The organism is Yersinia hibernica (assembly GCF_004124235.1).
GTDB lineage: Bacteria > Pseudomonadota > Gammaproteobacteria > Enterobacterales > Enterobacteriaceae > Yersinia > Yersinia hibernica.
The window spans coordinates 1,709,605-1,732,729 of sequence record NZ_CP032487.1 but is presented as its reverse complement, the minus strand read 5'-3'; the positions used below and the strand labels follow the sequence as shown (position 1 = coordinate 1,732,729).

Genomic DNA, 23,125 nt, shown 5'->3' with positions numbered 1-23,125 from the left:
TTCTTACAGCAAGTTCACTTCCATTCTGATGTACCTCCCGCCTAAATTATTGTTTAATCATTCTAATGAAACATAATGATTTTTATCATGTAATTGATGGTCAGAGTTGATGGCCAAGATACAAAACTCTTCTATGCCGGTTCCGTGGCAAATGCTCAAATGACTATGCATCGTAATTATCCTCATGGGTGGAATATCACTATGGGGCCGATAACTCGGCTAAAATCTTCAGTGCTGATTTGGGTATCACACCAACATTAGCAGGCTTTACTGGGATGAAGGGCGTTATCACTGATGATGCTCAGATTGACGGCTCGCTCACGCTGAGCTTACCTTTGCGGTTTAATTAGCCTGTTGTTAGCAACGGCTGGAGTGATTAATTATCTCAGCCATGAGTTCAATCATTAATAATTACTCCCATTTCAAATTGGGTTTAATTATATTTTAAATTAAATCACCAAATGCACTACTATCGATAAATGATTGGCTCATTATATTTAGGATATCCTTGTGTTCAGCCGTAAGCTCCCACTTTTTTATACCGCGTGCCTGCTTCCCCTCCTCCCTGTCACGGCTATGTCCGCGACAAAAGAGGGCGCGGTAGCATTTGATATAAAAACGCTAGAGGGGCTGGGCTACTCAGCAGAATTAGCCGATTTTTTCAGCGGGCAGGATAAATTTTTGCCCGGTCAGCATGACGTCACCATTATTATTAATGCCAGCAAAACCTATCGCACGGAAGCCACATTTGGCAATGAAGGTCAGTTATGTGCCGACCGAAAATTATTGATGACACTGAAATTACGTCATAAAGACAGTGACGACGATAGTTGTGAAAATATTGAAACTCTGTGGCCCGGTGTCGTGGTAAAGCTGTTTCCCGGCCAGTTTCGCGTGGAAATGACCTTACCGCAGGAAGCCTTTGACCCTGAATTGGAGGGCAGTGAATATCAACAAGGCGGTCACGCCCTGTTGCTTAATTATAATATTTTCGGCCAGCGTATTGAGAACAGCAACGACAATCTGAATTTATTTCAAGGGCAATTCGAGCCGGGTATCAACCTTTATAACTGGGTGGTACGTAACCGGGGCTCTTATAATTATAATCAGGGCGTGGGTCATTATGATAATCAAGAAACCTACGCATTACGTGCCGTCGAATCCTTAAAATCGGTGGTGCAGCTGGGGGAATTTGGCCTAGTCGCCAATACATACTCTGGTCTGCCAGTGATGGGTGCCCAGCTTTATTCCGATAATGCCCAACTCAATAACACCCAACTGGTTGTGCCCATTGAAGGGATTGCCAACACCAACGCCACTATCGAAATTCGCCAGCGTGGGCGGGTTATTTACCGCACCGTGGTGGCACCGGGCCCATTCTCATTATCCAATATCAGCAATTTCTCCAGCGGTGTCCCTACGGATGTTGATGTGATTGAAGAAGACGGCACCCAGCAACATTTTACCGTAGCGAACGCCCTTGATCCCAATTTTGAACAACAAGCGACAACCTACCAGCTCGCACTGGGTCGCTATCGCGACAATCTCAGTGGCAGTGAAAGCAAGTCTCCCTTACTGGCAACTGGCGAGATGGCATTTAGTCCGGCGAATGCATTTCAGGTCACTACCGCTGGGCTGCTTTCTGCAGATTATCAAAATATCAGTGCGCAAAATCTATACAGCGGGTTTGAGAGTGCTTGGATTTCAGCCACCGCTAGCTATACCAATACCCAAGGTGCCGGACAAGGTTACCAACTCGGATTACAAAATCAGGTGTCTATTAACGGCAACCTGAGTGCGTCTTTATCGACGGTTTACGAATCAAGCAATTACTGGTCACCTGATAATGCCCTAAGTGGCGGTAATAATTTGGCTGACCTGTCCGTTGGCAAACTGAAAAATGCCACATCAGCAGCCGTGACCTGGGCCCATCCTCGCTGGGGCGCATTTTCCTATGTTTTGTCTAATAATATGTATTATCAGGCAGAGAACAGTGTCTCCCATACGTTTTCCGCCAGTGAACAATTTGGCCGAGTGACCACCACGTTGAGTGTTCAGTCAAGTTCACAGGGGCGCAATGCTGTCTATTTGGGACTTAGTATGCCACTGGGTAATGGATCTCTCACTGGCCGGATGCAACGTAATAATGGTAATACGACGCTGGGCAGCACTTATCAAGGGGCTTGGGGTGATAACAAAGGGTATTCCGTGGGGGTAACGGGCGGTAATAATCAGCAACGGGTTAATGGCGCAATGAATGTGAAAACAGCCTATTCACAACTAGCGGGTGGGATTTCTCAGGCCAATAACAATAGTCGTTCTGCGTATCTGGCATCTAGTGGTTCAATGGCTTACGCGAACAATACCTTTGCGACTTCGGCATCGGCCATTGGTGACACCTTTGCAATAGTGAACGTGCCGAGTCAGTCAAATTTACGGGTATCATCACCGAGTAGTGGGATGTCCATAACCGATTATGCTGGCACAGCGCTGTTGCCATCAGTAATGCCTTATAGTGCATCCAAGGCCCAAATCAGCACCAAAACATTGCCCCTGAATGTGCGGCTCAACAGTACCAGTGCCGATTTGATGATGAGCCGTGGCTCGGTCGCGACTCGCAATTTTGAGGCGACAGAAATGCGCCAGTTGCTGTTGACCATCCGTAACAGTCGCGGCGAACCGATGCCTGTCGGGGCCAATGTGTTGGATGCCAAAGGTAATTTCTTGGGCACCCTGATTGGGGATGGTAATTTTATGTTGGAAAACAATACAATTGGTGCCACGCTGCGGGTTAAGGCCGCGAACAGTGGGGAGTGTATTGTGAGTTACGTGGAGCCGGAGAAATTTGACCCGGATACATTGTATGAAGTTGCTGATGCGGTTTGCCATTAATATGAGTCAGGGTCAGCAAAGAGAAAGTCAGCCGATATTCCAGATACAGGATGAATTATGAAAAATATGATTGTCAGTCAGCGCCGATTAAATACGGTGGCAAGCAGCACAGTATTTAACCGTGTTAAAGCATTTCTTGTTTTCAATTTACTGGTGCTGATGAGCTGCTGGAGTGTGGCATCTTATGCATCATTCAAATTAGAAAGTACCACCGTCATATTAAAAGAAAGCGAGGGGCGCGCGAGTTTTACCATTGATAATACCTCGGCCAACCCTATTTTGCTGGTGACAAAACTGATTGATATTGATGGCAAAGATTTCAGTAAGCAGATTTTGATTTCACCACCAGTGACACGCATTGATGCCGGCCAAAGTCAGCAAGTTAACTTTGTGCTGAAAAAAGGCACCGTGCTGGACAGCGAAGTATTGCTCAAAGCTGCATTTGAAGGGGTTGAACAAGTGCCGGGCAATGCGACTGTGATGCCTATCCGCCAGGAAATCGGCTTTTTGATCCAACCCAATGCCGTCCCCCAGATTAAAAATCCTTGGGAGGAGCTGGTTTTCTCCGCATCCGGCAATAATCTGACCATTAAAAACCCGGGTAAACATGTTGTTCGCCTCGGCCCGCAGGTGGTTTTAGTCCCGAGTAATGAAGTGGTGCCACTGGGTAACCCGTATATTATGCCGGGCACCAGCAAACAATTCCCGATTAAGTCTTCACCCACTTCAGTGAAAGTCACCCCACTGAGCCGCTACGGTTTTGTGCAAGCGGAAGTTGTTCTTCCTGTCACACGTTAATACTCGTCTAATGCTCAGGGGCCGCCAGAGAATGGTGCCCTTGAGTTTTAAATCACTAAAGGTTATTCCCAATACATTAAGCCGCTAGAAAAATAGTCTAGTAAGAATATTCTGACATCAAGTCCACTTCCATTCCGATATACGCCCACGCCTGTTTATTGTTTAATCACTCCAACGAAATAAATTGATCTAGATCATGTTTTGATGAAACTCAAAATAGAGCTTACATCCACATGCTGACAGACAAATCTTCATTTACCCTACATTATGAATTTGGATATCTTACACATGAAAAAGCAACTGATTGGTCTGACTGTTTTATCTTCTCTGGTTCTGGGTATGACTGCAGCACATGCCGCTCCTCCGACAGCTGAATTGAAAGTTATCGGTACACTGACTGTTCCAAGCTGCACCGTCGCTTCTCCAGATGAAGGTGTTTATGATTTCGGTAAATTGTCTTCATCTTTAGTGAAATCAGGCACAGCCACGACTGCGCTGACCCCAATGACGAAAACTTGGACGGTGACCTGTGATGCTGATACTTATCTGAACTTCATGCCCGTCGATAACCGCGCAGCATCTGCCAGTGCTGTTGCCACCACTAACTTTGGCCTGGGTAATGTGAACACGACCGGCAAAATCGGTTACTACACTGCACTGATTAAGAACGGCACTGTAGACGGAAAAGCGTCTAACTTGTTCTCTTCTGCATCATCAACGTTTGCAGCAGCAACAACAGCCAGTCTGACCACTGGTCTGCGCACCGGTTGGTCATCTGCGGCCAATACCCAGAGCACCGGTAAAGTGTTTGTGGCTGATATCACAGTGAGCCCAATGTTGGCTGGCACCACCACGATGGGCGGTCCAATCACGGAAGATGCTGAACTGGATGGTTCAATGACCATGAGTTTCGCTTTCGGGATCTAATTACCGCGAAGACAAATTAATAGTGAATAAGGGCCGGAATATTATTTCGGCCCTTATTTTTTGTTTTGGTTTTATTGATAACAGTATTTTTTCACAAATAAAAGAGAATACACCAATGCTAATAAGCGTGTATTTTCTCCCTCATATCGAGGATAACTGACTCACGATGGCGGTAGAGCAAACAGATACCCATCTCCCGCTTTTTTCGTCACTCGGATCCATCAAAAATGATTATTTCTGAGCATTAATTTCACAATTAACACATTGATAATAATGGATTTAATAAGATAAAAATTTCGTAGGAATATTCTTACATCAAGTCCACTTCCATTCCGATATACGCCCACGCCTGTTTATTGTTTAATCACTCCAACGAAATAAATTGATCTAGATCATGTTTTGATGAAACTCAAAATAGAGCTTACATCCACATGCTGACAGACAAATCTTCATTTACCCTACATTATGAATTTGGATATCTTACACATGAAAAAGCAACTGATTGGTCTGACTGTTTTATCTTCTCTGGTTCTGGGTATGACTGCAGCACATGCCGCTCCTCCGACAGCTGAATTGAAAGTTATCGGTACACTGACTGTTCCAAGCTGCACCGTCGCTTCTCCAGATGAAGGTGTTTATGATTTCGGTAAATTGTCTTCATCTTTAGTGAAATCAGGCACAGCCACGACTGCGCTGACCCCAATGACGAAAACTTGGACGGTGACCTGTGATGCTGATACTTATCTGAACTTCATGCCCGTCGATAACCGCGCAGCATCTGCCAGTGCTGTTGCCACCACTAACTTTGGCCTGGGTAATGTGAACACGACCGGCAAAATCGGTTACTACACTGCACTGATTAAGAACGGCACTGTAGACGGAAAAGCGTCTAACTTGTTCTCTTCTGCATCATCAACGTTTGCAGCAGCAACAACAGCCAGTCTGACCACTGGTCTGCGCACCGGTTGGTCATCTGCGGCCAATACCCAGAGCACCGGTAAAGTGTTTGTGGCTGATATCACAGTGAGCCCAATGTTGGCTGGCACCACCACGATGGGCGGTCCAATCACGGAAGATGCTGAACTGGATGGTTCAATGACCATGAGTTTCGCTTTCGGGATCTAATTACCGCGAAGACAAATTAATAGTGAATAAGGGCCGGAATATTATTTCGGCCCTTATTTTTTGTTTTGGTTTTATTGATAACAGTATTTTTTCACAAATAAAAGAGAATACACCAATGCTAATAAGCGTGTATTTTCTCCCTCATATCGAGGATAACTGACTCACGATGGCGGTAGAGCAAACAGATACCCATCTCCCGCTTTTTTCGTCACTCGGATCCATCAAAAATGATTATTTCTGAGCATTAATTTCACAATTAACACATTGATAATAATGGATTTAATAAGATAAAAATTTCGTAGGAATATTCTTACATCAAGTCCACTTCCATTCCGATATACGCCCACGCCTGTTTATTGTTTAATCACTCCAACGAAATAAATTGATCTAGATCATGTTTTGATGAAACTCAAAATAGAGCTTACATCCACATGCTGACAGACAAATCTTCATTTACCCTACATTATGAATTTGGATATCTTACACATGAAAAAGCAACTGATTGGTCTGACTGTTTTATCTTCTCTGGTTCTGGGTATGACTGCAGCACATGCCGCTCCTCCGACAGCTGAATTGAAAGTTATCGGTACACTGACTGTTCCAAGCTGCACCGTCGCTTCTCCAGATGAAGGTGTTTATGATTTCGGTAAATTGTCTTCATCTTTAGTGAAATCAGGCACAGCCACGACTGCGCTGACCCCAATGACGAAAACTTGGACGGTGACCTGTGATGCTGATACTTATCTGAACTTCATGCCCGTCGATAACCGCGCAGCATCTGCCAGTGCTGTTGCCACCACTAACTTTGGCCTGGGTAATGTGAACACGACCGGCAAAATCGGTTACTACACTGCACTGATTAAGAACGGCACTGTAGACGGAAAAGCGTCTAACTTGTTCTCTTCTGCATCATCAACGTTTGCAGCAGCAACAACAGCCAGTCTGACCACTGGTCTGCGCACCGGTTGGTCATCTGCGGCCAATACCCAGAGCACCGGTAAAGTGTTTGTGGCTGATATCACAGTGAGCCCAATGTTGGCTGGCACCACCACGATGGGCGGTCCAATCACGGAAGATGCTGAACTGGATGGTTCAATGACCATGAGTTTCGCTTTCGGGATCTAATTACCGCGAAGACAAATTAATAGTGAATAAGGGCCGGAATATTATTTCGGCCCTTATTTTTTGTTTTGGTTTTATTGATAACAGTATTTTTTCACAAATAAAAGAGAATACACCAATGCTAATAAGCGTGTATTTTCTCCCTCATATCGAGGATAACTGACTCACGATGGCGGTAGAGCAAACAGATACCCATCTCCCGCTTTTTTCGTCACTCGGATCCATCAAAAATGATTATTTCTGAGCATTAATTTCACAATTAACACATTGATAATAATGGATTTAATAAGATAAAAATTTCGTAGGAATATTCTTACATCAAGTCCACTTCCATTCCGATATACGCCCACGCCTGTTTATTGTTTAATCACTCCAACGAAATAAATTGATCTAGATCATGTTTTGATGAAACTCAAAATAGAGCTTACATCCACATGCTGACAGACAAATCTTCATTTACCCTACATTATGAATTTGGATATCTTACACATGAAAAAGCAACTGATTGGTCTGACTGTTTTATCTTCTCTGGTTCTGGGTATGACTGCAGCACATGCCGCTCCTCCGACAGCTGAATTGAAAGTTATCGGTACACTGACTGTTCCAAGCTGCACCGTCGCTTCTCCAGATGAAGGTGTTTATGATTTCGGTAAATTGTCTTCATCTTTAGTGAAATCAGGCACAGCCACGACTGCGCTGACCCCAATGACGAAAACTTGGACGGTGACCTGTGATGCTGATACTTATCTGAACTTCATGCCCGTCGATAACCGCGCAGCATCTGCCAGTGCTGTTGCCACCACTAACTTTGGCCTGGGTAATGTGAACACGACCGGCAAAATCGGTTACTACACTGCACTGATTAAGAACGGCACTGTAGACGGCAAAGCGTCTAACTTGTTCTCTTCTGCATCATCAACGTTTGCAGCAGCAACAACAGCCAGTCTGACCACTGGTCTGCGCACCGGTTGGTCATCTGCGGCTAACACCCAGAGCACCGGTAAAGTGTTTGTGGCTGATATCACAGTGAGCCCAATGTTGGCTGGCACCACCACGATGGGCGGTCCAATCACGGAAGATGCTGAACTGGATGGTTCAATGACCATGAATTTCGCTTTCGGGATCTAATCCGCACCAATATCAATTTACGGCATAAGGGCTAAAAGAATATTTTGGCCCTTAACTTTAGTTTTAACCTTATTGGGGAGCTGTCGGATTATTGCCATATTCGACATTATTATATGAAAGCATATATCGCCAAATTAATGCTGCTTGCACCGGTAGTTTTATCTTTTGCAACACAGGCGGCCACGCCGACAGCTGACTTAAAGGTCAAAGGAAAACTGGGTGTCCCTACTTGTACGGTCATCGCGCCTGATAATGGTGTTTATGATTTAGGCAAAATTTCAGCCACCAATATAAAATCCGGCACGACCACCACCGCCTTGCCGACAGTGACAAAAACGTGGGTCACGACCTGTGATACCGAGACTTATCTCACCTATACAGTACAGGATAATCGCAGTGGGTCTGAAAGTGCTACCGGAGGCGGTAATTATGGTTTGGGTTTTGTTAATGGTACAGGCAAAATTGGCTACTACACGTTCCTGATGACAAACCCCAAGGTCGATAACGTCTCTGCAAATATTCGCTGTGATGGCCCGCCAGAGTCTGGTGCAGAACCTAATTGTACTACCACATCACGAATGTACAAAAATTACACACAGGGTTGGTCTAATGCAGACAATTCATTAAAGGCGGGCAAAACCTTTAGTATTGATATTGCTGTCCATACTGTATTAGCAGGGGCTGCCACCATGAATGGCCCGGTCACTGAAGATACTCAGATTGATGGTTCAACAACCATTAACTTTGCATTTGCTATCTAAGTCTACTGGCAGATTTTTTATTCTTACCCGCGCCCTTTAGCCAGTTATCAACTAACGTAACGACATTTTTGTTATATATAATAATATGTTATTACTTTTAGTTATGAATTATGGTTTAACATTATTTTATCTCGCCAACTCGATCAGCAATGATATCCACTGTGTTCACTCCATAAAACAACAGGATATCTCGCTGATGTTGACCCCTCACACTCTGCATAACTGCCTGCCAGATACCACAATATCCACCCTCTTGCTCATTTATCCACACCAATCACCTAGCGCGGTGGTGACTCATCCACCTTTAACTTTGGCGTGTTGCTGCCCCTAACGGAGGTCACTATGGTGCAATTTAGACGGCAAGATAATGCGCATTGGTATCATGAGACTCAGCGCAGTGGCCGGGCTTTGGCAACATGCGGGGCGGGCGAAAATAACACAGGAAATAGCGGTGATATCGATAATACCTATCAGGAGGGAAATATTATCGAACAGGGTATTTTTCTGCTGGGCTTAGCTAATAATATTCCCACTGTATTAGATGACACCTTGCACCACCACACCGCGATATTATCTGCGGCAGATGCCATGTATCAGGCGCTGTTCCCTCCGGTTGTTGACCTAAATCGTGAAAATACATTTTCGCTGTATGACAGATTGAGCAGCGCCCTAACCGTCGCCCAAGTGACCGGCATTCAGCGCTTATGTAGCCACTATGCTGCCCGCCTCACACCACTTTCCAGCCCCGATGCCTCGCGGGAAAGCAATATCCGGCTCACCCAAATCACGCAATATGCTCGCCAACTCGCCAGCCAACCGACATTAATTGACCGGCATGCACTCCAGCAATTGGCCGATGTGGGGCTCACGGATAGCGATATTATTGTTTTATCGCAGATAATTGGTTTTGTCGGATTCCAGGCCCGCGTGGTCGCGGGCTTTTCTGCTCAAGCTGGCTATCCGACCGTCATACTACCCGGCTTCCCGCGGATGGAAGATGCACCATCAGACCCGGTGTCGCAAAGTCAGCCGCACTGGCAAGGTTGGCTGCCCTCACGGCAGGAAAACAAGCCGGTGGCCGGGCCAGATTCCCCGGCGCAGAGCGAGATCACACTCAATCAGTTACTGGCACATCATCAAGCGAGTTTCCAAGCCTATCGCGCGATAACCACCCGGCTATCTCGCCCGCAGCACATGCCCTCTGATTGGCTGGAGTTAGTGTCGCTGGCCAGTGCGCGCATCAATGGCAGCCGCTACTGCCAAGCCAAACATCAACATCATTGGCGGCAACTGACAGCAAATACCGCGTTCTTAGCCGCGCTGCAGTCAGGGATTGATAATGCGCTGGCAATACCGCCCCAGAACCACATGTTCCACCCACTTATTCAGCTCACCGCCGAACTGACCCGTGCTCCAGAGCGCTTTAGCCAGCAACATATTGCGCCGCTACAGGCTCTGGGCCTCAGTGATAGGCAGCTACTCAGTATTATCTTCCATGTCGCCTCGGCAGGCTGGGTCAACCGCCTGCGCCACACTTTAGGGCGAACGGTTTGATGACCGCCGCTCTTTAGGCCTCGTGGGCAGTCAGCCACGCCTGGGTGACATCAAAGAAGTGCTGGGCCAGCGGCGTCACCCGCCCTGGTTCAGCCACCACCACCGCAGCATGCCGGCTCATCTTGGGGATATTCACGGGCCTGCGCTGTAGCGCCGGCGACATCTCCGCCAGCAAACTGCCCTGTGGAAACAGGCCGCAACCCAGCCCGACAAAAACCCCTTGCAGTAACTGAAATATAGACGCGCTTTCCAGCCGGGCATGCAATGACAGACCCGCATCACGAAAACTATTATCCAGATAGCGGCGAAAATAGCGGCTAGGTTCTGCCAGACAAAGTGGCAATGGGGCAATTTGAGCCAATGTTAATGCTTCAGTGCCCATCAATTGGGGGAAATGTTGCGGGTGGAAGATGACATCAACCCCGCGATCAAGCAGGGATTGCGTTTGAAAATGTAGCCCATTCAATGTGGCTAATTCAAAAAAGCCCATGCCCACATCAACTGAATGGCCAGTCAGCGCCTCCAGCAACTGATCCGCACTTAACACCGATACCTGATAGTCCAACTGGGGATAGCGCTCGCTGGCATTTTTTAGCAGCGGTGCCAATGAGATACTGCATTGCGGCACCACGCCAATACGCAAGGTGCCATTCAAACCATTTTTTAGCGATTCGATTTCCAGTTTCAACCCTTGATAAACAGAGACAATTTCCCTTGCCCAGGCTAAAACCCGTTCACCTTCCGCAGTAAATCCTTCAAAATTATTGCCACGGTTTATCAGTGCAACCCCCAGCTCCCGCTCCAGATTCTTCAAGCGCATCGACAATGTCGGCTGACTCACAAAGCTGGCTTCAGCCGCTCGGCCAAAGTGCCGCTCGCGCTCTAAATTACAGAGATAGATAAGTTGCTTGATATCCATACACAATCTCAGGTTTTCATGATGATAACCAGTATACCACTGTGCCCTTATGCAATGTTTTGCGCTATGGGCCTTTTTGCGGCTAAAAATTTACACAACGTTGTGAACCTCCTGCAGTTTATGGTTAAACTCCGCCCTGCGATTGATTAACATTTGAGCGCATTTTGGATAATTTCAGGCTTTTCGCAATAAGCACAATATTGGTTTGGTTATTCATCTACAGATAACAATATTAACCACTCAACAGCCAAATAGCAGAATATATCACTAAACAAAATCAGCTCAGCTTTTAAGCAAAACAAAAATTCGCCAAATAGCAAAAACATAAGCGTTAATACTGCATAACATTTGCAACATAGTTTTATCGCGCTGATAGAGATATATGTAATAGAACATTACAAAAGACTTGTCTCATTGACAAAGATAGTGAACATTAACCGCCGCTAAACATCTTATAACAACGCAAAAGGATGCCATTTCGTGCATTCACTTTTGTCTTTTCTGTCATTTATGTCAGGTAGTGAAAACAGAGGTTTCCGTGTCAACAGCAAACAACAATCAACAACCACCCAATAACAGTCAACCCGAAATCAGCCTGAATGCTTTCAAGCAACCAAAAGCGTTTTACCTGATTTTCTCAATCGAGCTTTGGGAGCGTTTTGGTTATTACGGCCTGCAAGGGATCATGGCCGTCTATCTGGTAAAAATGCTTGGGATGAGCGAAGCCGATTCGATAACCTTATTCTCCTCTTTCAGCGCCCTGGTCTATGGTTTTGTCGCCATTGGTGGCTGGTTAGGGGATAAAGTTCTTGGCGCGAAGCGCGTTATCGTGCTGGGTGCACTGACACTGGCAGTCGGTTATTCGATGATTGCCTACTCCGGCCATGATATTTTCTGGGTTTATCTGGGCATGGCGACCATTGCTGTGGGTAATGGCTTGTTTAAAGCTAACCCGTCCTCCCTGCTGTCGACTTGCTATAACAAAGACGACCCGCGTTTGGACGGTGCATTCACCATGTACTATATGTCCGTCAATATCGGTTCGTTCTTCTCTATGCTGGCGACACCATGGTTAGCCGCTAAGTATGGTTGGAGTGTGGCATTTTCTCTGAGTGTGGTGGGGATGCTCATCACTCTGGTGAACTTCTGGTTCTGCCGTAAGTGGGTGAAAAGCCAGGGTTCTAAACCTGACTTCGCGCCATTGCAGATTAAAAAATTACTGCTGGTGCTGGTTGGTGTGGTTGCTCTGGTCACCCTGTCGAGCTGGTTGCTGCACAACCAAGTTGTTGCGCGCTGGGCGCTGGCGCTGGTTTCTCTGGGCATTATCTTTATCTTTGCCAAAGAGACATTTTCTCTGCACGGCACCGCCCGCCGCAGAATGATTGTGGCGTTCCTATTGATGCTGGAAGCCGTGGTGTTCTTTGTGCTGTATAGCCAAATGCCCACCTCGCTGAACTTCTTTGCTATTCACAACGTTGAGCATTCAATCTTTGGTATTGCTTTCGAACCAGAACAGTATCAGGCGCTGAACCCATTCTGGATCATGGTTGCCAGCCCAATATTGGCCGCTATCTATAACAAAATGGGCGACCGGCTGCCAATGCCGCACAAATTTGCTTTCGGCATGGTGCTTTGCTCTGCAGCATTCTTGGTCTTGCCATGGGGCGCAAGCTTCGCTAACGAACACGGGATTGTCTCTGTCAACTGGCTGATTCTGAGCTATGCACTGCAAAGTATTGGGGAATTGATGATTTCTGGCTTGGGTCTGGCGATGGTTGCGCAGTTAGTGCCGCAGCGCTTGATGGGCTTCATCATGGGCTCATGGTTCCTGACCACCGCCGCCGCCGCCCTGATTGCCGGTAAAGTGGCCGCCTTAACCGCCGTCCCGAGTGATATCACTGACGCCCATGCATCACTGGCTATCTACAGCCATGTGTTTATGCAAATTGGTATTGTGACCGCCATCATCGCCGTGCTGATGATGTTAACCGCCCCTAAACTGTATCGTATGACCTTAGCGCCAGCGGAGAGCAAAAAAACCTCATCTGCCGCCGCGATTTAATCATCCGTTCACCAAAAGCGCTCTTTCGGGAGCGCTTTTTTGTTTCTGATTCACACCGTCAATTATCAGACCAAACGGCCAACTGATACCCATCGGGATCGGTAAAGTGAAAACGTCGTCCGCCCGGAAAAGCAAAGATAGGCACCACAATGGCGGCTCCGGCCTCCTCTAACCGCTGTTGCATCTGTTGCAAATCATCGGCATACAGAATGACTAGCGGCCCGCCATTGGGCTGAACCACACTCTGGGTGGTGAAACCGCCGGTCAGCCGGCCATCGGTAAACTCGCAATATTGCGGCCCATAGTCAGTAAAGCGCCAGTTGAAAACCTTGCCATAGAAATCCTTCGTGCGAGCAATATCACTCACAGCAAACTCTATGTTGTCGATTCGACTATCATTTCCCTGAATACCCATAGCCAGCTCCTATTAAAAGTAACGTTATTAAGTCACTCATTTATCTTAAACATTTGCTGAAGCTATACATATAGCCCGCCTTATTAATGCGAACTGCTTCACATTATTAGTGCGCAAAAAATAAACTATACTTTTCTTAGGCCGCACAGTGCTAACCCTTATCCTGAGGGCATATCAGGATGATATTAATCAGTTATTGGTGGCCGATAACTGACAGGAGGTGATGTATGATAAACCATGTTTGGGGCCTGATGACCCACCCCGGCCGAGAGCTGCAACAGATCAAACGTGAGGGCGAAAGCGTACGCCATATGTATGCGCATCACATTCTTCTGATGGCGGCCATTCCGGTGATTTGTGCCTTTATCGGCACCACTCAAGTGGGTTGGAATTTTGGTGATGGTCAGACCATAAAACTGACGCCCGTTACCGCGCTCTATTCCGCGGTGATTTTCTATGTTTTGATTCTGGCCGCCGTCGCCCTGATGGGCCGGGTGATTTACTGGATGGCCCGCCGCTATGAAAGCCGCCCGAGCTGGCAAAGTTGTACACTATTTGCCGGTTATGCTGCCACCCCGATGTTTTTGGCCGGGGTTGTCGCCCTCTACCCGATTATCTGGTTATGTTTATTGGTCGGCGTTATCGCACTGTGCTATGCCGGTTACTTGATGTATTTGGCCATCCCCACCTTCTTGAATATTGACCGGCAAGAGGGTTTTATCTTCTCCGGCTCCACCTTTGCCATTGGCGTCCTGGTGTTAGAATTACTGCTTGGCCTGACCGTTTTACTATGGGGGTATGGCTCACGATTATTGTGACACCGTCACATACTACTGCATCCGCTCTGTGTCAGTGCGCGCAGAGCGGGCCTATTGTGCTTGACGGCAGCAGTAACAGGCTTTTATCGTGATTAATGTCGCCTAGATCGCAATCTCTTACATCGCCGCACAGAATAAGGTTGTACACTGTGTAAGACTGATGCAAACAAGGCAAAAAAAATGAAAAAGCTGACATTAAAAGAAATGACCGAAAGTGAGCAACGCGACGTCAAAACGCAACTCGATAGGGCCAGAATCAATTTAGGAAGGGCATTAACTAACTCAGAACAAAATAAAGTGAAAGACGAAGCAATAGAAAAAATCATGAGCGCCCGCGCACAAGTCGCCAAATTAACCCGCGTAGACAAAAAAACCAAAAAAACCGCCCCAAGCACCACCACCTTTAGCTGGTCTTCCTCTATCAGCACACGTCCACCACGGTAATAATTGATATCCATTGACTAAAATAACTGTCATGGATGGTCTACAGTGGGACAATTTGCCACTGTAGGCCAACAGCTTATATAGTGCATAATGATATTACATTGCTCTGGCTGCATTTTTTGTCTGCCCGCCTTAGGATTAAGGAAGCTTTTTTCTTTCAGTGCTTGATTAAGGAGTTTGTGATGAAATTGTTCTATAAACCCGGTGCCTGCTCTTTATCCCCACATATTGTATTACGTGAGTCGGGGTTAGATTTCAGTATTGAAAGCGTCGATCTGGCGACGAAAAAAACGGAAACGGGTGAAGACTATTTAAGCATCAACCCAAAAGGACAAGTCCCTGCGCTGTTGCTCGATGACGGCAGCCTACTCACTGAGGGGGTGGCTGTTGTGCAATATCTGGCCGATAAAGTCCCTGATCGCCACCTAATTGCCCCACCAGGAACTCTGTCTCGCTATCATGCTATTGAATGGTTAAACTTCGTGGCGACTGAATTACATAAAGGTTTCAGCCCACTGTTTAATCCTAAAACACCCGATGAATATAAAACCATGGCCCGTGAGCGCCTGGATAAACAATTTAGCTATGTTGATGGCGAATTAGCAAAACATGATTATCTGTTAGGCTCAAGATTCAGTGTGGCTGACGCCTATTTATTTACCGTGACCCGCTGGGCAAATGCGCTGAAACTTGATATTAAACAACGTAGCCATTTAGATAAATTTATGGCGCGTGTGGCTGAGCGCCCGGCAGTCAAAGCCGCCCTCGCCGCAGAAGATGCCAAGAAATAATGGATTAGCTTACTGACCGTGCCCCTGCTTGCGGGGCACTTGAGCGATAGATTATAATTTCGTCGCCGTAAATTGACAGGCAGGATGAACAATCGCGTCCTGTGCTGCAACCACCTGAAGTTCATACTCACCCATCTCCTGAGTTTTCAGCATGACTTCATATACTGCGGCAGTCACATGGGCGAGCGCTTTATCTAATGGTTCACCTTTGAGTAAATTCACCAATAATAAGCCACTGGTCAAATCACCTACCCCCACCGGCTGGCGCGCGCCGAAATCCACCAGCGGGCGGCTGATATGCCAAGCATCCTGCGCTGTCACCAACAACATTTCAAAACAGTCTGGGTTATAACCGGCGCGGCTTAAGTGTTTAACCAACACCACTTTTGGCCCTTTAGCACACAAGTCACGGGCCACCTTAACGGCTTGCTCAACATTTTCTACCCGCACACCACTGAGTTGCTCCAGCTCAAGCAAGTTCGGTGCAATGATATCGCTGGCCGGCAAAGCCTCTTTACAGAAAAATTCCGCCACCCCGGGGGCCACGATACAGCCTTTTTCAGGATGCCCCATGACCGGGTCACAAAAATACCAAGCACTGGGATTGGCCTGTTTGACTCGCGCGACAGCCGCCAAAATATGGCCGCCTTGTTCAGGGGAGCCAATATAACCACTTAATACTGCATCACAATCTTTCAGCCGACCAATATCGGCAATACCTTGTACAATTTCAGTCAGATGGTTGGCAGGCATGACGCACCCCGTCCAGTGTCCATATTGAGTATGATTCGAAAACTGCACGGTATTTAGCGGCCAGACATTCACCCCCATCCGGCGCATAGGAAACTCAGCCGCACTATTACCTGCATGGCCAAAAACAACATGTGACTGAATTGAAAGTATATTTTTCATTGACACGGCCTAAAGTGAATAACCCATCAGCAAAAAAATAAGGGACATTTTCGCCCCTTATTTCTTTTACTCTTATCGCCAGCTAATCAGGCAATAATGTTTTTTGCCACGACGCAATAAGGTATAGCGCCCAAATAACCGGTCACTCTCAGTGAAAGTGTATTCCGGATCTGATTGCTTCTCGCCATTGATAGCCACCGCATTGGAGCTAATCATGGTGCGCGCCTGACCACGGGAGGGAACCAGTTCGGCATTAACCAAAGCCTGTTGCAAATCTGCCTCACGGCTCAATTCGATAGTGGGCATCCCGTCTTGGGCTAACTGAGCAAAGTCAGCTTCGGTCATCTCATGTAAATCACCCGAGAACAAGCTGGCAGTGATGCGCTTAGCTGCCGCCAGCCCCTCCGCCCCATGCACCATGCCGGTGACATTTTCTGCCAACACATACTGCGCACGTGGTGCTTTGCCACTGTTTTTATCTTCGTCTTCCAGCGCGTTTATCTCTTCCAAGCTCATGAAAGTAAAGAATTTCAGGAAGCGATAAACATCAGCATCCGCGGTGTTAATCCAGAATTGGTAGAATTTGTAAGGGCTGGTTTTCTGCGGGTCAAGCCACACAGCACCACCTTCGGTTTTACCAAACTTGGTGCCATCGGCTTTGGTTATCAGTGGAACAGTCAAGCCATAAACCTGCTGCTGGTGAAGACGGCGAGTCAAATCAATACCGGAGGTAATATTGCCCCATTGGTCAGAACCGCCAATTTGCAATGCCACGCCATGTGCTTTATTCAGGCAAGCAAAATCATAAGCCTGCAACAGGTTGTAGGAAAACTCAGTAAATGAAATACCGCTATCGTCACGATTCAGGCGCTGTTTTACCGCCTCTTTATTAATCATCTGATTAACAGAGAAGTGCTTGCCGATATCGCGCAGGAAAGTCAGCACATTCATGCCACCAAACCAGTCGTAGTTGTTAGCGGCAATCGCGCTGTTTTCACCACAATCAAAATCCAGGAATGGGGACACCTGACGGCGGATTTTCTCCACCCACTCATTCACGGTATCTTCCGTATTCAGCTTACGCTCGCTGGCTTTGAAGCTGGGGTCACCTATCATACCGGTCGCACCACCGACTAAAGCAACCGGGCGATGCCCTGCCAGTTGGAAACGCTTTAGGCACAACAACGGAACCAAATGGCCCAAATGCAAGCTGTCTGCGGTCGGATCAAACCCGCAATACAGTGAAATTGGCCCTTGCGCCAGTCTCTCTGCTAACGCGTCTTCATCCGTCACCTGGGCAACGAGGCCCCGCTCTTGCAATTGTTTAATCAGGTTGCTGCTGGTCATCAACGACTCCATTGTCTTTTACCAAACATTGTCTGGTACAAAATTTGTATTTTACGAGGGGTGCTCAAGGAAGGTATAGAATAAAGCGCCCGTCCCGCGAGCGCTAGGTTTAACCACAATTATTTCATCATCTTCACGGGGCTAAACGGTCAATTTTCCATGCTTTGGCATCCCGTTGATAGATAAAACGGTCATGCAAACGGTGTTCGCCCCCTTGCCAAAACTCGACCGAGTCGAATTTAACCCGGAACCCACCCCAGAAGCTGGGCAACGGAACCTCACCTTGCTGGAATTTTTGCTTCAACTCAAGAAATTTACTTTCCAGCACGCCACGCGCGGAGATCCGTGAAGATTGCTGGGATACCCACGCGCCAATCTGGCTATCTTTGGGGCGGGAGCTGAAGTATTTCAGCACTTCGAGGGTGGACAGGCGCTCAGCTTGCCCCAGAAAAATGACCTGTCGGTCGAGCATGTGCCAGGGGAATAGCAAGCTAATATGCGGGTTTTCAGCTAATTGCTGCGCTTTACGACTGCCCAAGTTGGTGTAGAACACCAAACCCTGATCATCATAGTGTTTTAGCAGCACAATGCGCTGATATGGCTGGCCACTCGCATCAACGGTGGCCACACACATGGCCGTCGGATCAGGCAAGCGCGCATCACAAGCTTGCTTTAGCCAGCGCTCAAACAATTCCAATGGATTTTCGGTTAAATCACTGCGGCGCAGGCCGCCACGAACATATTCACGGCGCAAATCTGCAACATCAAATTCATTATTGTCAGTCATATAAGCTCTGTTACGCACTGGAAAGCAGTGATTATCATTCTGCCCTTGCAGCCGCAGAATCACAATCACCCTGAGCCGACAACCGCCTGATTACTTGATCAAAACACAGTCATTGATAATGACTTTTTCGTCACGTTCAACAAAAGCGGTATTTCCTTTTGACCAGAAAGTATAACGCCCATCACTGTATTTAGCCCCAGATGCCGCGCGCACTTGTGGCAAATTCAGCTGTTTACCATCTAAAATCAAGCTGACTTTGTCTTGTTTATTATCCTGCATGACTTTCAGTTTGGTGGTGCCACATTGGTAATGCAACGTTTCACTCTTCGGTTGCACCAAACTGCAGCCCGACAACATAAATACGGCGCTCACGCCCAGCACTGCGCCCACTGTCAATAAATATTTCACTTTGCCGTCCTTATTGCATCAATAAGCCACCATCATCTCAGATAGCTTAGCACCGTCATCGTAACGATACAGGATAGACTGCTCCTAAAATGGTCTCGCAACTAGCCCCGGTCACTGAGGGCAAATTACCCGGTTTACCGGATAAGGTGCGAAATGCGAGCCAGGCGAATGCCAGCGCCTCCATATCATCGCCACTGACGCCAAAATCATCCGTGACACACACTTCGGTGCCGGGCAATAATGTTGACATCCGCGACATGACCAAGGGGTTTCTGGCCCCACCACCACAAACCAGCAACCGCTCACAGCCCCCAGCCAACTGGACTTGTTCAGCAATGGAAAGCGCGGTCAGCTCCGCAAGTGTCGCCTGAATATCTTCAGATTTTAGGCCCGGAAATTGAGTCAATTGCTTATCCAGCCACCCAGCATTGAAATACTCACGCCCGGTGCTTTTCGGGGCCGGTTTGGCAAAGTATGGGTCACTGAACAACAGCTCCAGTAGCGGTTGATTAACCCGCCCTGACAGCGCCCAGGCAGCATCTTTATCATAAGGTAATGCGCGGTTGCGCCAAATCCAGGCGTCCATCAACATATTCCCGGGGCCAGTGTCAAAACCGCGCACCGGTAAATCAGGTAACAGCAGCGATAAATTCGCAATGCCACCGATGTTCAAAACCATGCGTCGCTCAGTCGCATGGGCCAGTAATGCATGATGGAAAGCGGGCACCAGAGGCGCACCCTGCCCACCATAGGCCATATCGCGGCGGCGAAAATCCCCAACGGTGGCAATCTTTGTCATGGCTGCAATGCGATTATTGTCACCTAACTGTATGGTAAAGCCAGGCTCGCCCAACGGTTCATGCCACACCGTTTGCCCATGACAACCAATCGCCGTGATGTCTTGGGTTGTCAGCCCCTGTTTGTCCAATAGCGCCAGCACCGCCTCGGCAAATAATATCCCGAGTTGAGCATCGAGTTTCCCCACGGCTGATAACGTGGTCGACTGCCCTTGGCACATACCGAGAATGTCATTTTTCAGCGATAACGGCATCGGGTGGCAATGGCTGGCTTGCTGAGCCACCATGCGCTCATCAATGGCGGCCAGCACAACATCGACGCCATCTAAACTGGTTCCTGACATCACTCCAATAAAACGGCCTGATTTCATAGCAATGACCTTATTTCCCACTGAGGGGCAAAATAACCATGAGACTTGGCAGACGCCAAGTCAGAATAATAAAATTAACATCATGAAAAGATATACTTTTTTAAGTGTATACCGCTATAGGGCCATGTCTTAAAGAATGATTTTTATTTGCAAGAAGGCTCACATAAAAGTCACTCATCCTGACAGTATGAGTTATGGCAGCGATATTTCTTACTTTCAGAAAGTTAAACCGCCGTTTAATATTGGTTGAAGGATAAACCGCTAAGCTGCGTTCCTATTAGAGTGGTCAAACAATCAAACACACAGTCAACATACGTTAAGTAGTGAAATAAATATTTGAGTAAGCCATACTTTATGCAAATACTAGGCCGTCAATGGACTGGATTTGGATATACCAGGCAGACTGAACCGTCATACGGTTATGCATATTAATAGGAGTTTTTATGATCAAGCCATTAATCGTCGTTGCTATTGCTGCGGTGACTCTGACCGGTTGTGCCAACAACAATACCTTATCGGGTGATGTTTTTACGGCCTCACAAGCGAAGCAAGTACAAACAGTGACTTACGGTACCTTACTTTCAGTTCGTCCAGTCACTATTCAAGGCGGTGATGACAACAATATCATAGGTGCTATCGGTGGTGCTGTCTTGGGTGGTTTCCTTGGGAATACTGTCGGTGGCGGCACGGGCCGTAGCCTGGCGACAGCAGCCGGTGCAGTGGCGGGCGGTATGGCAGGACAAGGGGTTCAGGGTGCAATAAACCGTACTGACGGCGTGCAACTTGAAGTCCGTAAAGATGATGGCACCACTATTCTGGTGGTACAGAAACAAGGCCCAACCCGCTTTAGCGTTGGTCAGCGCGTTATGCTCGCCACCAGTGGCAGCACGGTGACAGTTAGCCCGCGCTAATCAGCTATCTGGACACAGATTGATTGATACAACCGATGAAAGCCAGAGATCATAACAATCTCTGGCTTATTTTTTACCACTAAAAATTTATTTCTGCCGTGAATAGATATGTAAGATTTATTTTACTTACTTTGTAATTGGATAATATTTCTCTCGAGCTTATCAATCAAACCAGATAACAATTCAATTTCATCTGACGAAATTCCCCCCAGAATTTCTTTACGGGTGGAACATATAACGCCATCAACCTGCTCTATTATCGGTGAAGACTGTTCCGTCAGTTTTATCCTCTTTGCACGCCGGTCATTAACACAAGTATGGCGTGTGATTAGCCCTTTCTCCTCCAGTTGATCTAAGGTTCTAACCAATGATGGTTGTTCGATACCAATCGCTTTTGCCAGTTGAATCTGTGATTGCTCAGGTGGTAAACGATTAATGTTATGCAAGGTAACCCAATGCGTTTGGGTCAACTCCAGCGGTTTCAACCGATGGTCGATAAGCGCGCGCCAAACGCGAACTAATCGTGCTAAATCAGATCCTAATGTCGATTCCAATTGCCCCTCCTTTTATTTAGCGTGCTAGCATAACTACCAGAGTCCCGTCTATTTTGGGTAATTAACATTAAAAACACAAATGTATATATACCGTCGATGCTAGGACAATAGCAATAAATATGGGGAATCCTTTAGTAAAAATTATGTATTTACTAAAATTACCTCTTAAGGATTAACCTTATGTATGTATCTATATTATCCATAAATGCACCCTTGCCAGACTTGATTTTAGGTGCCTCTATCTATTTCCCGCCGATGTTTAAGGCGGTTATGCTAGGTTTGGTGTTATGGCTACTGATCCATCATGTGCTGCGGAATTGGATCTACTCTGGTGATATCTGGCATCCAATATTAATGGATCTGTCCATTTTTGTCATTGCGGTCAGCGTTTCTTTGTGGATATTAGCCAGTTGGTAAATTGATATGAATCATCAGTCTCTTAAATACTTCTCGTCAGTCATCGTGTTCGCCCTAGCACTCTGTGCGGGTTGGTGGATGTGGAATTATTATATGCAATCGCCTTGGACTCGTGATGGTAAAGTCCGGGCGGAATTAGTCAGTATCACGCCTGAAGTCTCTGGGCGGTTGGTTAAAATAGTAGTTCATGATAACCAGTTGGTAAGCTCTGGCAGCCTATTATTTGTGATTGACCCACAACCCTATCAATTAGCGCTGGATAATGCCCAAGCTGCCGTGGTGCGGGCGCAGGCTGATCTGGCCAAAGCTAATCATGAGGCCGCACGTCGGCGAAACTTACCCAAAAATATCATTTCTGGTGAGGACCTCGATATCGCCAACTTAACCGCAGACAGTATGAAAGCGGCATATCAAGGGGCTCTGGCACACCTTGAACAAGCAAAATGGAATCTCAGTAAAACGCGTATTTATGCCCCTGCCAATGGCTATATCACTAATTTACAGACTCGCGTGGGTGACTATGCAACCGCAGGAACTCCATTAGTCGCGCTAATAGATACTGACTCATTCTATGTGATGGGGTATTTCGAAGAAACCAAGCTAAGACACATTAGCGAGGGTAATGAAGCCAAGATTGTTTTGTATAATGGCAACATTCCTTTACGTGGGGTGGTCGAAAGTATTGGTCGGGCAATTTATGACCAAAGTGTCGATACCAGCGGTAATTTGTTGTTGGATGTAAAACCTAATGTGCCGTGGGTGCGCCTAGCACAGCGGGTGCCGGTGAGAATTAAATTGCTCGATGTCCCCGCCGATGTCACCTTGATTGCCGGCACCACCTGCACCATCTCCTTGGTGCAATAAA

Annotated in this window: 23 protein-coding genes; 15 read left to right on the top strand and 8 right to left on the bottom strand. The window is 47.1% G+C overall.

All coding sequences use genetic code 11. The annotated features are described in order from the left end of the window. The first annotated feature begins 576 nt into the window (after window positions 1-576). The 8 genes from D5F51_RS08200 (at window position 577) to D5F51_RS08160 (ending at window position 10,307) form a co-directional block, all read left to right on the top strand. On the top strand, window positions 577-2,892 hold the full coding sequence (locus D5F51_RS08200; protein ID WP_206197190.1) for a fimbria/pilus outer membrane usher protein: 2,316 nt from the start codon (window positions 577-579) through the stop codon (window positions 2,890-2,892). Window positions 2,893-2,949: 57 nt separating this feature from the next. Next, entirely contained in the window at window positions 2,950-3,690 is a 741-nt protein-coding gene (locus tag D5F51_RS08195) for a fimbria/pilus chaperone family protein (RefSeq protein ID WP_129196109.1), read from the top strand. 288 nt (window positions 3,691-3,978) lie between these two features. Next, window positions 3,979-4,617 carry a DUF1120 domain-containing protein gene (locus D5F51_RS08190; protein ID WP_129196108.1) on the top strand — a complete coding sequence of 213 codons (639 nt, stop codon included), beginning with the start codon at window positions 3,979-3,981 and terminating at the stop codon, window positions 4,615-4,617. A 486-nt stretch (window positions 4,618-5,103) separates the two neighbouring features. Beyond that, on the top strand, window positions 5,104-5,742 hold the full coding sequence (locus D5F51_RS08185) for a DUF1120 domain-containing protein (protein ID WP_129196108.1): 639 nt from the start codon (window positions 5,104-5,106) through the stop codon (window positions 5,740-5,742). A 486-nt stretch (window positions 5,743-6,228) separates the two neighbouring features. Further along, the gene (locus D5F51_RS08180; protein ID WP_129196108.1) at window positions 6,229-6,867 is read left to right on the top strand and encodes a DUF1120 domain-containing protein; all 639 of its coding nucleotides are present in this window, start codon (window positions 6,229-6,231) and stop codon (window positions 6,865-6,867) included. A gap of 486 nt (window positions 6,868-7,353) precedes the next feature. Beyond that, window positions 7,354-7,992, top strand: a complete 639-nt coding sequence (locus D5F51_RS08175) for a DUF1120 domain-containing protein (RefSeq protein WP_129196107.1) — start codon at window positions 7,354-7,356, stop codon at window positions 7,990-7,992. Between the two features lie 113 nt (window positions 7,993-8,105). Continuing rightward, window positions 8,106-8,753 carry a DUF1120 domain-containing protein gene (locus tag D5F51_RS08170; RefSeq protein ID WP_129196106.1) on the top strand — a complete coding sequence of 216 codons (648 nt, stop codon included), beginning with the start codon at window positions 8,106-8,108 and terminating at the stop codon, window positions 8,751-8,753. A gap of 342 nt (window positions 8,754-9,095) precedes the next feature. Next, complete coding sequence (locus tag D5F51_RS08160) at window positions 9,096-10,307, top strand: CMD domain-containing protein (protein ID WP_129196104.1); 1,212 nt, start codon at window positions 9,096-9,098, stop codon at window positions 10,305-10,307. A 13-nt stretch (window positions 10,308-10,320) separates the two neighbouring features. Here D5F51_RS08160 and D5F51_RS08155 read toward each other — a convergent pair whose 3' ends face one another. Beyond that, window positions 10,321-11,226, bottom strand: coding sequence for a LysR family transcriptional regulator (locus tag D5F51_RS08155; RefSeq protein ID WP_100273920.1), 906 nt, complete (start codon window positions 11,224-11,226; stop codon window positions 10,321-10,323). Between the two features lie 538 nt (window positions 11,227-11,764). On the opposite strand from D5F51_RS08155, the gene dtpA reads away from it, so the two are divergent. Beyond that, on the top strand, window positions 11,765-13,288 hold the full coding sequence (dtpA, locus tag D5F51_RS08150; RefSeq protein ID WP_162301709.1) for a dipeptide/tripeptide permease DtpA: 1,524 nt from the start codon (window positions 11,765-11,767) through the stop codon (window positions 13,286-13,288). A 58-nt stretch (window positions 13,289-13,346) separates the two neighbouring features. Here dtpA and D5F51_RS08145 read toward each other — a convergent pair whose 3' ends face one another. Further along, window positions 13,347-13,703, bottom strand: a complete 357-nt coding sequence (locus tag D5F51_RS08145) for a VOC family protein (protein ID WP_129196103.1) — start codon at window positions 13,701-13,703, stop codon at window positions 13,347-13,349. Window positions 13,704-13,930: 227 nt separating this feature from the next. Here D5F51_RS08145 and D5F51_RS08140 point away from each other — a divergent pair, with 227 nt between their 5' ends. The 3 genes from D5F51_RS08140 to gstA all read left to right on the top strand — a co-directional run bounded on the left by D5F51_RS08140 (window position 13,931) and on the right by gstA (window position 15,756). Further along, a complete protein-coding gene (locus D5F51_RS08140; RefSeq protein ID WP_087769601.1) occupies window positions 13,931-14,521 on the top strand; it encodes a Yip1 family protein in 591 nt (196 codons plus the stop codon). Between the two features lie 180 nt (window positions 14,522-14,701). Continuing rightward, on the top strand, window positions 14,702-14,965 hold the full coding sequence (yjbD, locus tag D5F51_RS08135) for a DUF3811 domain-containing protein (protein WP_087769602.1): 264 nt from the start codon (window positions 14,702-14,704) through the stop codon (window positions 14,963-14,965). A 182-nt stretch (window positions 14,966-15,147) separates the two neighbouring features. Further along, window positions 15,148-15,756: a glutathione transferase GstA gene (gene gstA / locus D5F51_RS08130; protein ID WP_025378361.1), complete on the top strand. Its 609-nt coding sequence runs from the start codon at window positions 15,148-15,150 to the stop codon at window positions 15,754-15,756. Between the two features lie 51 nt (window positions 15,757-15,807). On the opposite strand, the gene pdxY is transcribed toward gstA, so the two are convergent. The 5 genes from pdxY to anmK form a co-directional block, all read right to left on the bottom strand. Beyond that, a complete protein-coding gene (pdxY, locus tag D5F51_RS08125; RefSeq protein ID WP_129196102.1) occupies window positions 15,808-16,668 on the bottom strand; it encodes a pyridoxal kinase PdxY in 861 nt (286 codons plus the stop codon). A gap of 72 nt (window positions 16,669-16,740) precedes the next feature. Further along, complete coding sequence (gene tyrS, locus D5F51_RS08120; protein ID WP_129196101.1) at window positions 16,741-18,015, bottom strand: tyrosine--tRNA ligase; 1,275 nt, start codon at window positions 18,013-18,015, stop codon at window positions 16,741-16,743. A gap of 133 nt (window positions 18,016-18,148) precedes the next feature. Further along, window positions 18,149-18,802, bottom strand: a complete 654-nt coding sequence (gene pdxH, locus D5F51_RS08115) for a pyridoxamine 5'-phosphate oxidase (protein WP_025378364.1) — start codon at window positions 18,800-18,802, stop codon at window positions 18,149-18,151. A gap of 90 nt (window positions 18,803-18,892) precedes the next feature. Further along, window positions 18,893-19,159, bottom strand: a complete 267-nt coding sequence (locus D5F51_RS08110; protein ID WP_186368147.1) for an MliC family protein — start codon at window positions 19,157-19,159, stop codon at window positions 18,893-18,895. A gap of 106 nt (window positions 19,160-19,265) precedes the next feature. Then, window positions 19,266-20,378, bottom strand: a complete 1,113-nt coding sequence (anmK, locus tag D5F51_RS08105) for an anhydro-N-acetylmuramic acid kinase (protein WP_087769604.1) — start codon at window positions 20,376-20,378, stop codon at window positions 19,266-19,268. 443 nt (window positions 20,379-20,821) lie between these two features. Between anmK and D5F51_RS08100 the strand changes: the two genes are divergently transcribed. Then, complete coding sequence (locus D5F51_RS08100; RefSeq protein ID WP_025378367.1) at window positions 20,822-21,289, top strand: outer membrane lipoprotein; 468 nt, start codon at window positions 20,822-20,824, stop codon at window positions 21,287-21,289. A 122-nt stretch (window positions 21,290-21,411) separates the two neighbouring features. Here the strand turns inward: D5F51_RS08100 and rovA are convergent, their stop codons facing one another. Continuing rightward, the gene (gene rovA / locus D5F51_RS08095) at window positions 21,412-21,843 is read right to left on the bottom strand and encodes a virulence master transcriptional regulator RovA (protein ID WP_025378368.1); all 432 of its coding nucleotides are present in this window, start codon (window positions 21,841-21,843) and stop codon (window positions 21,412-21,414) included. 180 nt (window positions 21,844-22,023) lie between these two features. Between rovA and D5F51_RS08090 the strand changes: the two genes are divergently transcribed. Further along, window positions 22,024-22,260, top strand: a complete 237-nt coding sequence (locus D5F51_RS08090) for a DUF1656 domain-containing protein (protein ID WP_025378369.1) — start codon at window positions 22,024-22,026, stop codon at window positions 22,258-22,260. Window positions 22,261-22,266: 6 nt separating this feature from the next. After that, window positions 22,267-23,124, top strand: a complete 858-nt coding sequence (locus D5F51_RS08085; RefSeq protein WP_129196100.1) for an efflux RND transporter periplasmic adaptor subunit — start codon at window positions 22,267-22,269, stop codon at window positions 23,122-23,124. Window position 23,125 lies beyond the last annotated feature (1 nt).

Excerpts from the sequence above, each read along its gene's own strand:
- D5F51_RS08200 (WP_206197190.1), top strand. The coding sequence starts at position 577 with ATGTCCGCGACAAAAGAGGGCGCGGTAGCATTTGATATAAAAACGCTA.
- D5F51_RS08195 (WP_129196109.1), top strand. The coding sequence starts at position 2,950 with ATGAAAAATATGATTGTCAGTCAGCGCCGATTAAATACGGTGGCAAGC.
- D5F51_RS08190 (WP_129196108.1), top strand. The coding sequence starts at position 3,979 with ATGAAAAAGCAACTGATTGGTCTGACTGTTTTATCTTCTCTGGTTCTG.
- D5F51_RS08185 (WP_129196108.1), top strand. The coding sequence starts at position 5,104 with ATGAAAAAGCAACTGATTGGTCTGACTGTTTTATCTTCTCTGGTTCTG.
- D5F51_RS08180 (WP_129196108.1), top strand. The coding sequence starts at position 6,229 with ATGAAAAAGCAACTGATTGGTCTGACTGTTTTATCTTCTCTGGTTCTG.
- D5F51_RS08175 (WP_129196107.1), top strand. The coding sequence starts at position 7,354 with ATGAAAAAGCAACTGATTGGTCTGACTGTTTTATCTTCTCTGGTTCTG.
- D5F51_RS08170 (WP_129196106.1), top strand. The coding sequence starts at position 8,106 with ATGAAAGCATATATCGCCAAATTAATGCTGCTTGCACCGGTAGTTTTA.
- D5F51_RS08160 (WP_129196104.1), top strand. The coding sequence starts at position 9,096 with ATGGTGCAATTTAGACGGCAAGATAATGCGCATTGGTATCATGAGACT.
- D5F51_RS08155 (WP_100273920.1), bottom strand. The coding sequence starts at position 11,226 with ATGGATATCAAGCAACTTATCTATCTCTGTAATTTAGAGCGCGAGCGG.
- D5F51_RS08145 (WP_129196103.1), bottom strand. The coding sequence starts at position 13,703 with ATGGGTATTCAGGGAAATGATAGTCGAATCGACAACATAGAGTTTGCT.
- D5F51_RS08140 (WP_087769601.1), top strand. The coding sequence starts at position 13,931 with ATGATAAACCATGTTTGGGGCCTGATGACCCACCCCGGCCGAGAGCTG.
- yjbD (WP_087769602.1), top strand. The coding sequence starts at position 14,702 with ATGAAAAAGCTGACATTAAAAGAAATGACCGAAAGTGAGCAACGCGAC.
- gstA (WP_025378361.1), top strand. The coding sequence starts at position 15,148 with ATGAAATTGTTCTATAAACCCGGTGCCTGCTCTTTATCCCCACATATT.
- pdxY (WP_129196102.1), bottom strand. The coding sequence starts at position 16,668 with ATGAAAAATATACTTTCAATTCAGTCACATGTTGTTTTTGGCCATGCA.
- tyrS (WP_129196101.1), bottom strand. The coding sequence starts at position 18,015 with ATGACCAGCAGCAACCTGATTAAACAATTGCAAGAGCGGGGCCTCGTT.
- pdxH (WP_025378364.1), bottom strand. The coding sequence starts at position 18,802 with ATGACTGACAATAATGAATTTGATGTTGCAGATTTGCGCCGTGAATAT.
- D5F51_RS08110 (WP_186368147.1), bottom strand. The coding sequence starts at position 19,159 with ATGTTGTCGGGCTGCAGTTTGGTGCAACCGAAGAGTGAAACGTTGCAT.
- anmK (WP_087769604.1), bottom strand. The coding sequence starts at position 20,378 with ATGAAATCAGGCCGTTTTATTGGAGTGATGTCAGGAACCAGTTTAGAT.
- D5F51_RS08100 (WP_025378367.1), top strand. The coding sequence starts at position 20,822 with ATGATCAAGCCATTAATCGTCGTTGCTATTGCTGCGGTGACTCTGACC.
- D5F51_RS08090 (WP_025378369.1), top strand. The coding sequence starts at position 22,024 with ATGTATGTATCTATATTATCCATAAATGCACCCTTGCCAGACTTGATT.
- D5F51_RS08085 (WP_129196100.1), top strand. The coding sequence starts at position 22,267 with ATGAATCATCAGTCTCTTAAATACTTCTCGTCAGTCATCGTGTTCGCC.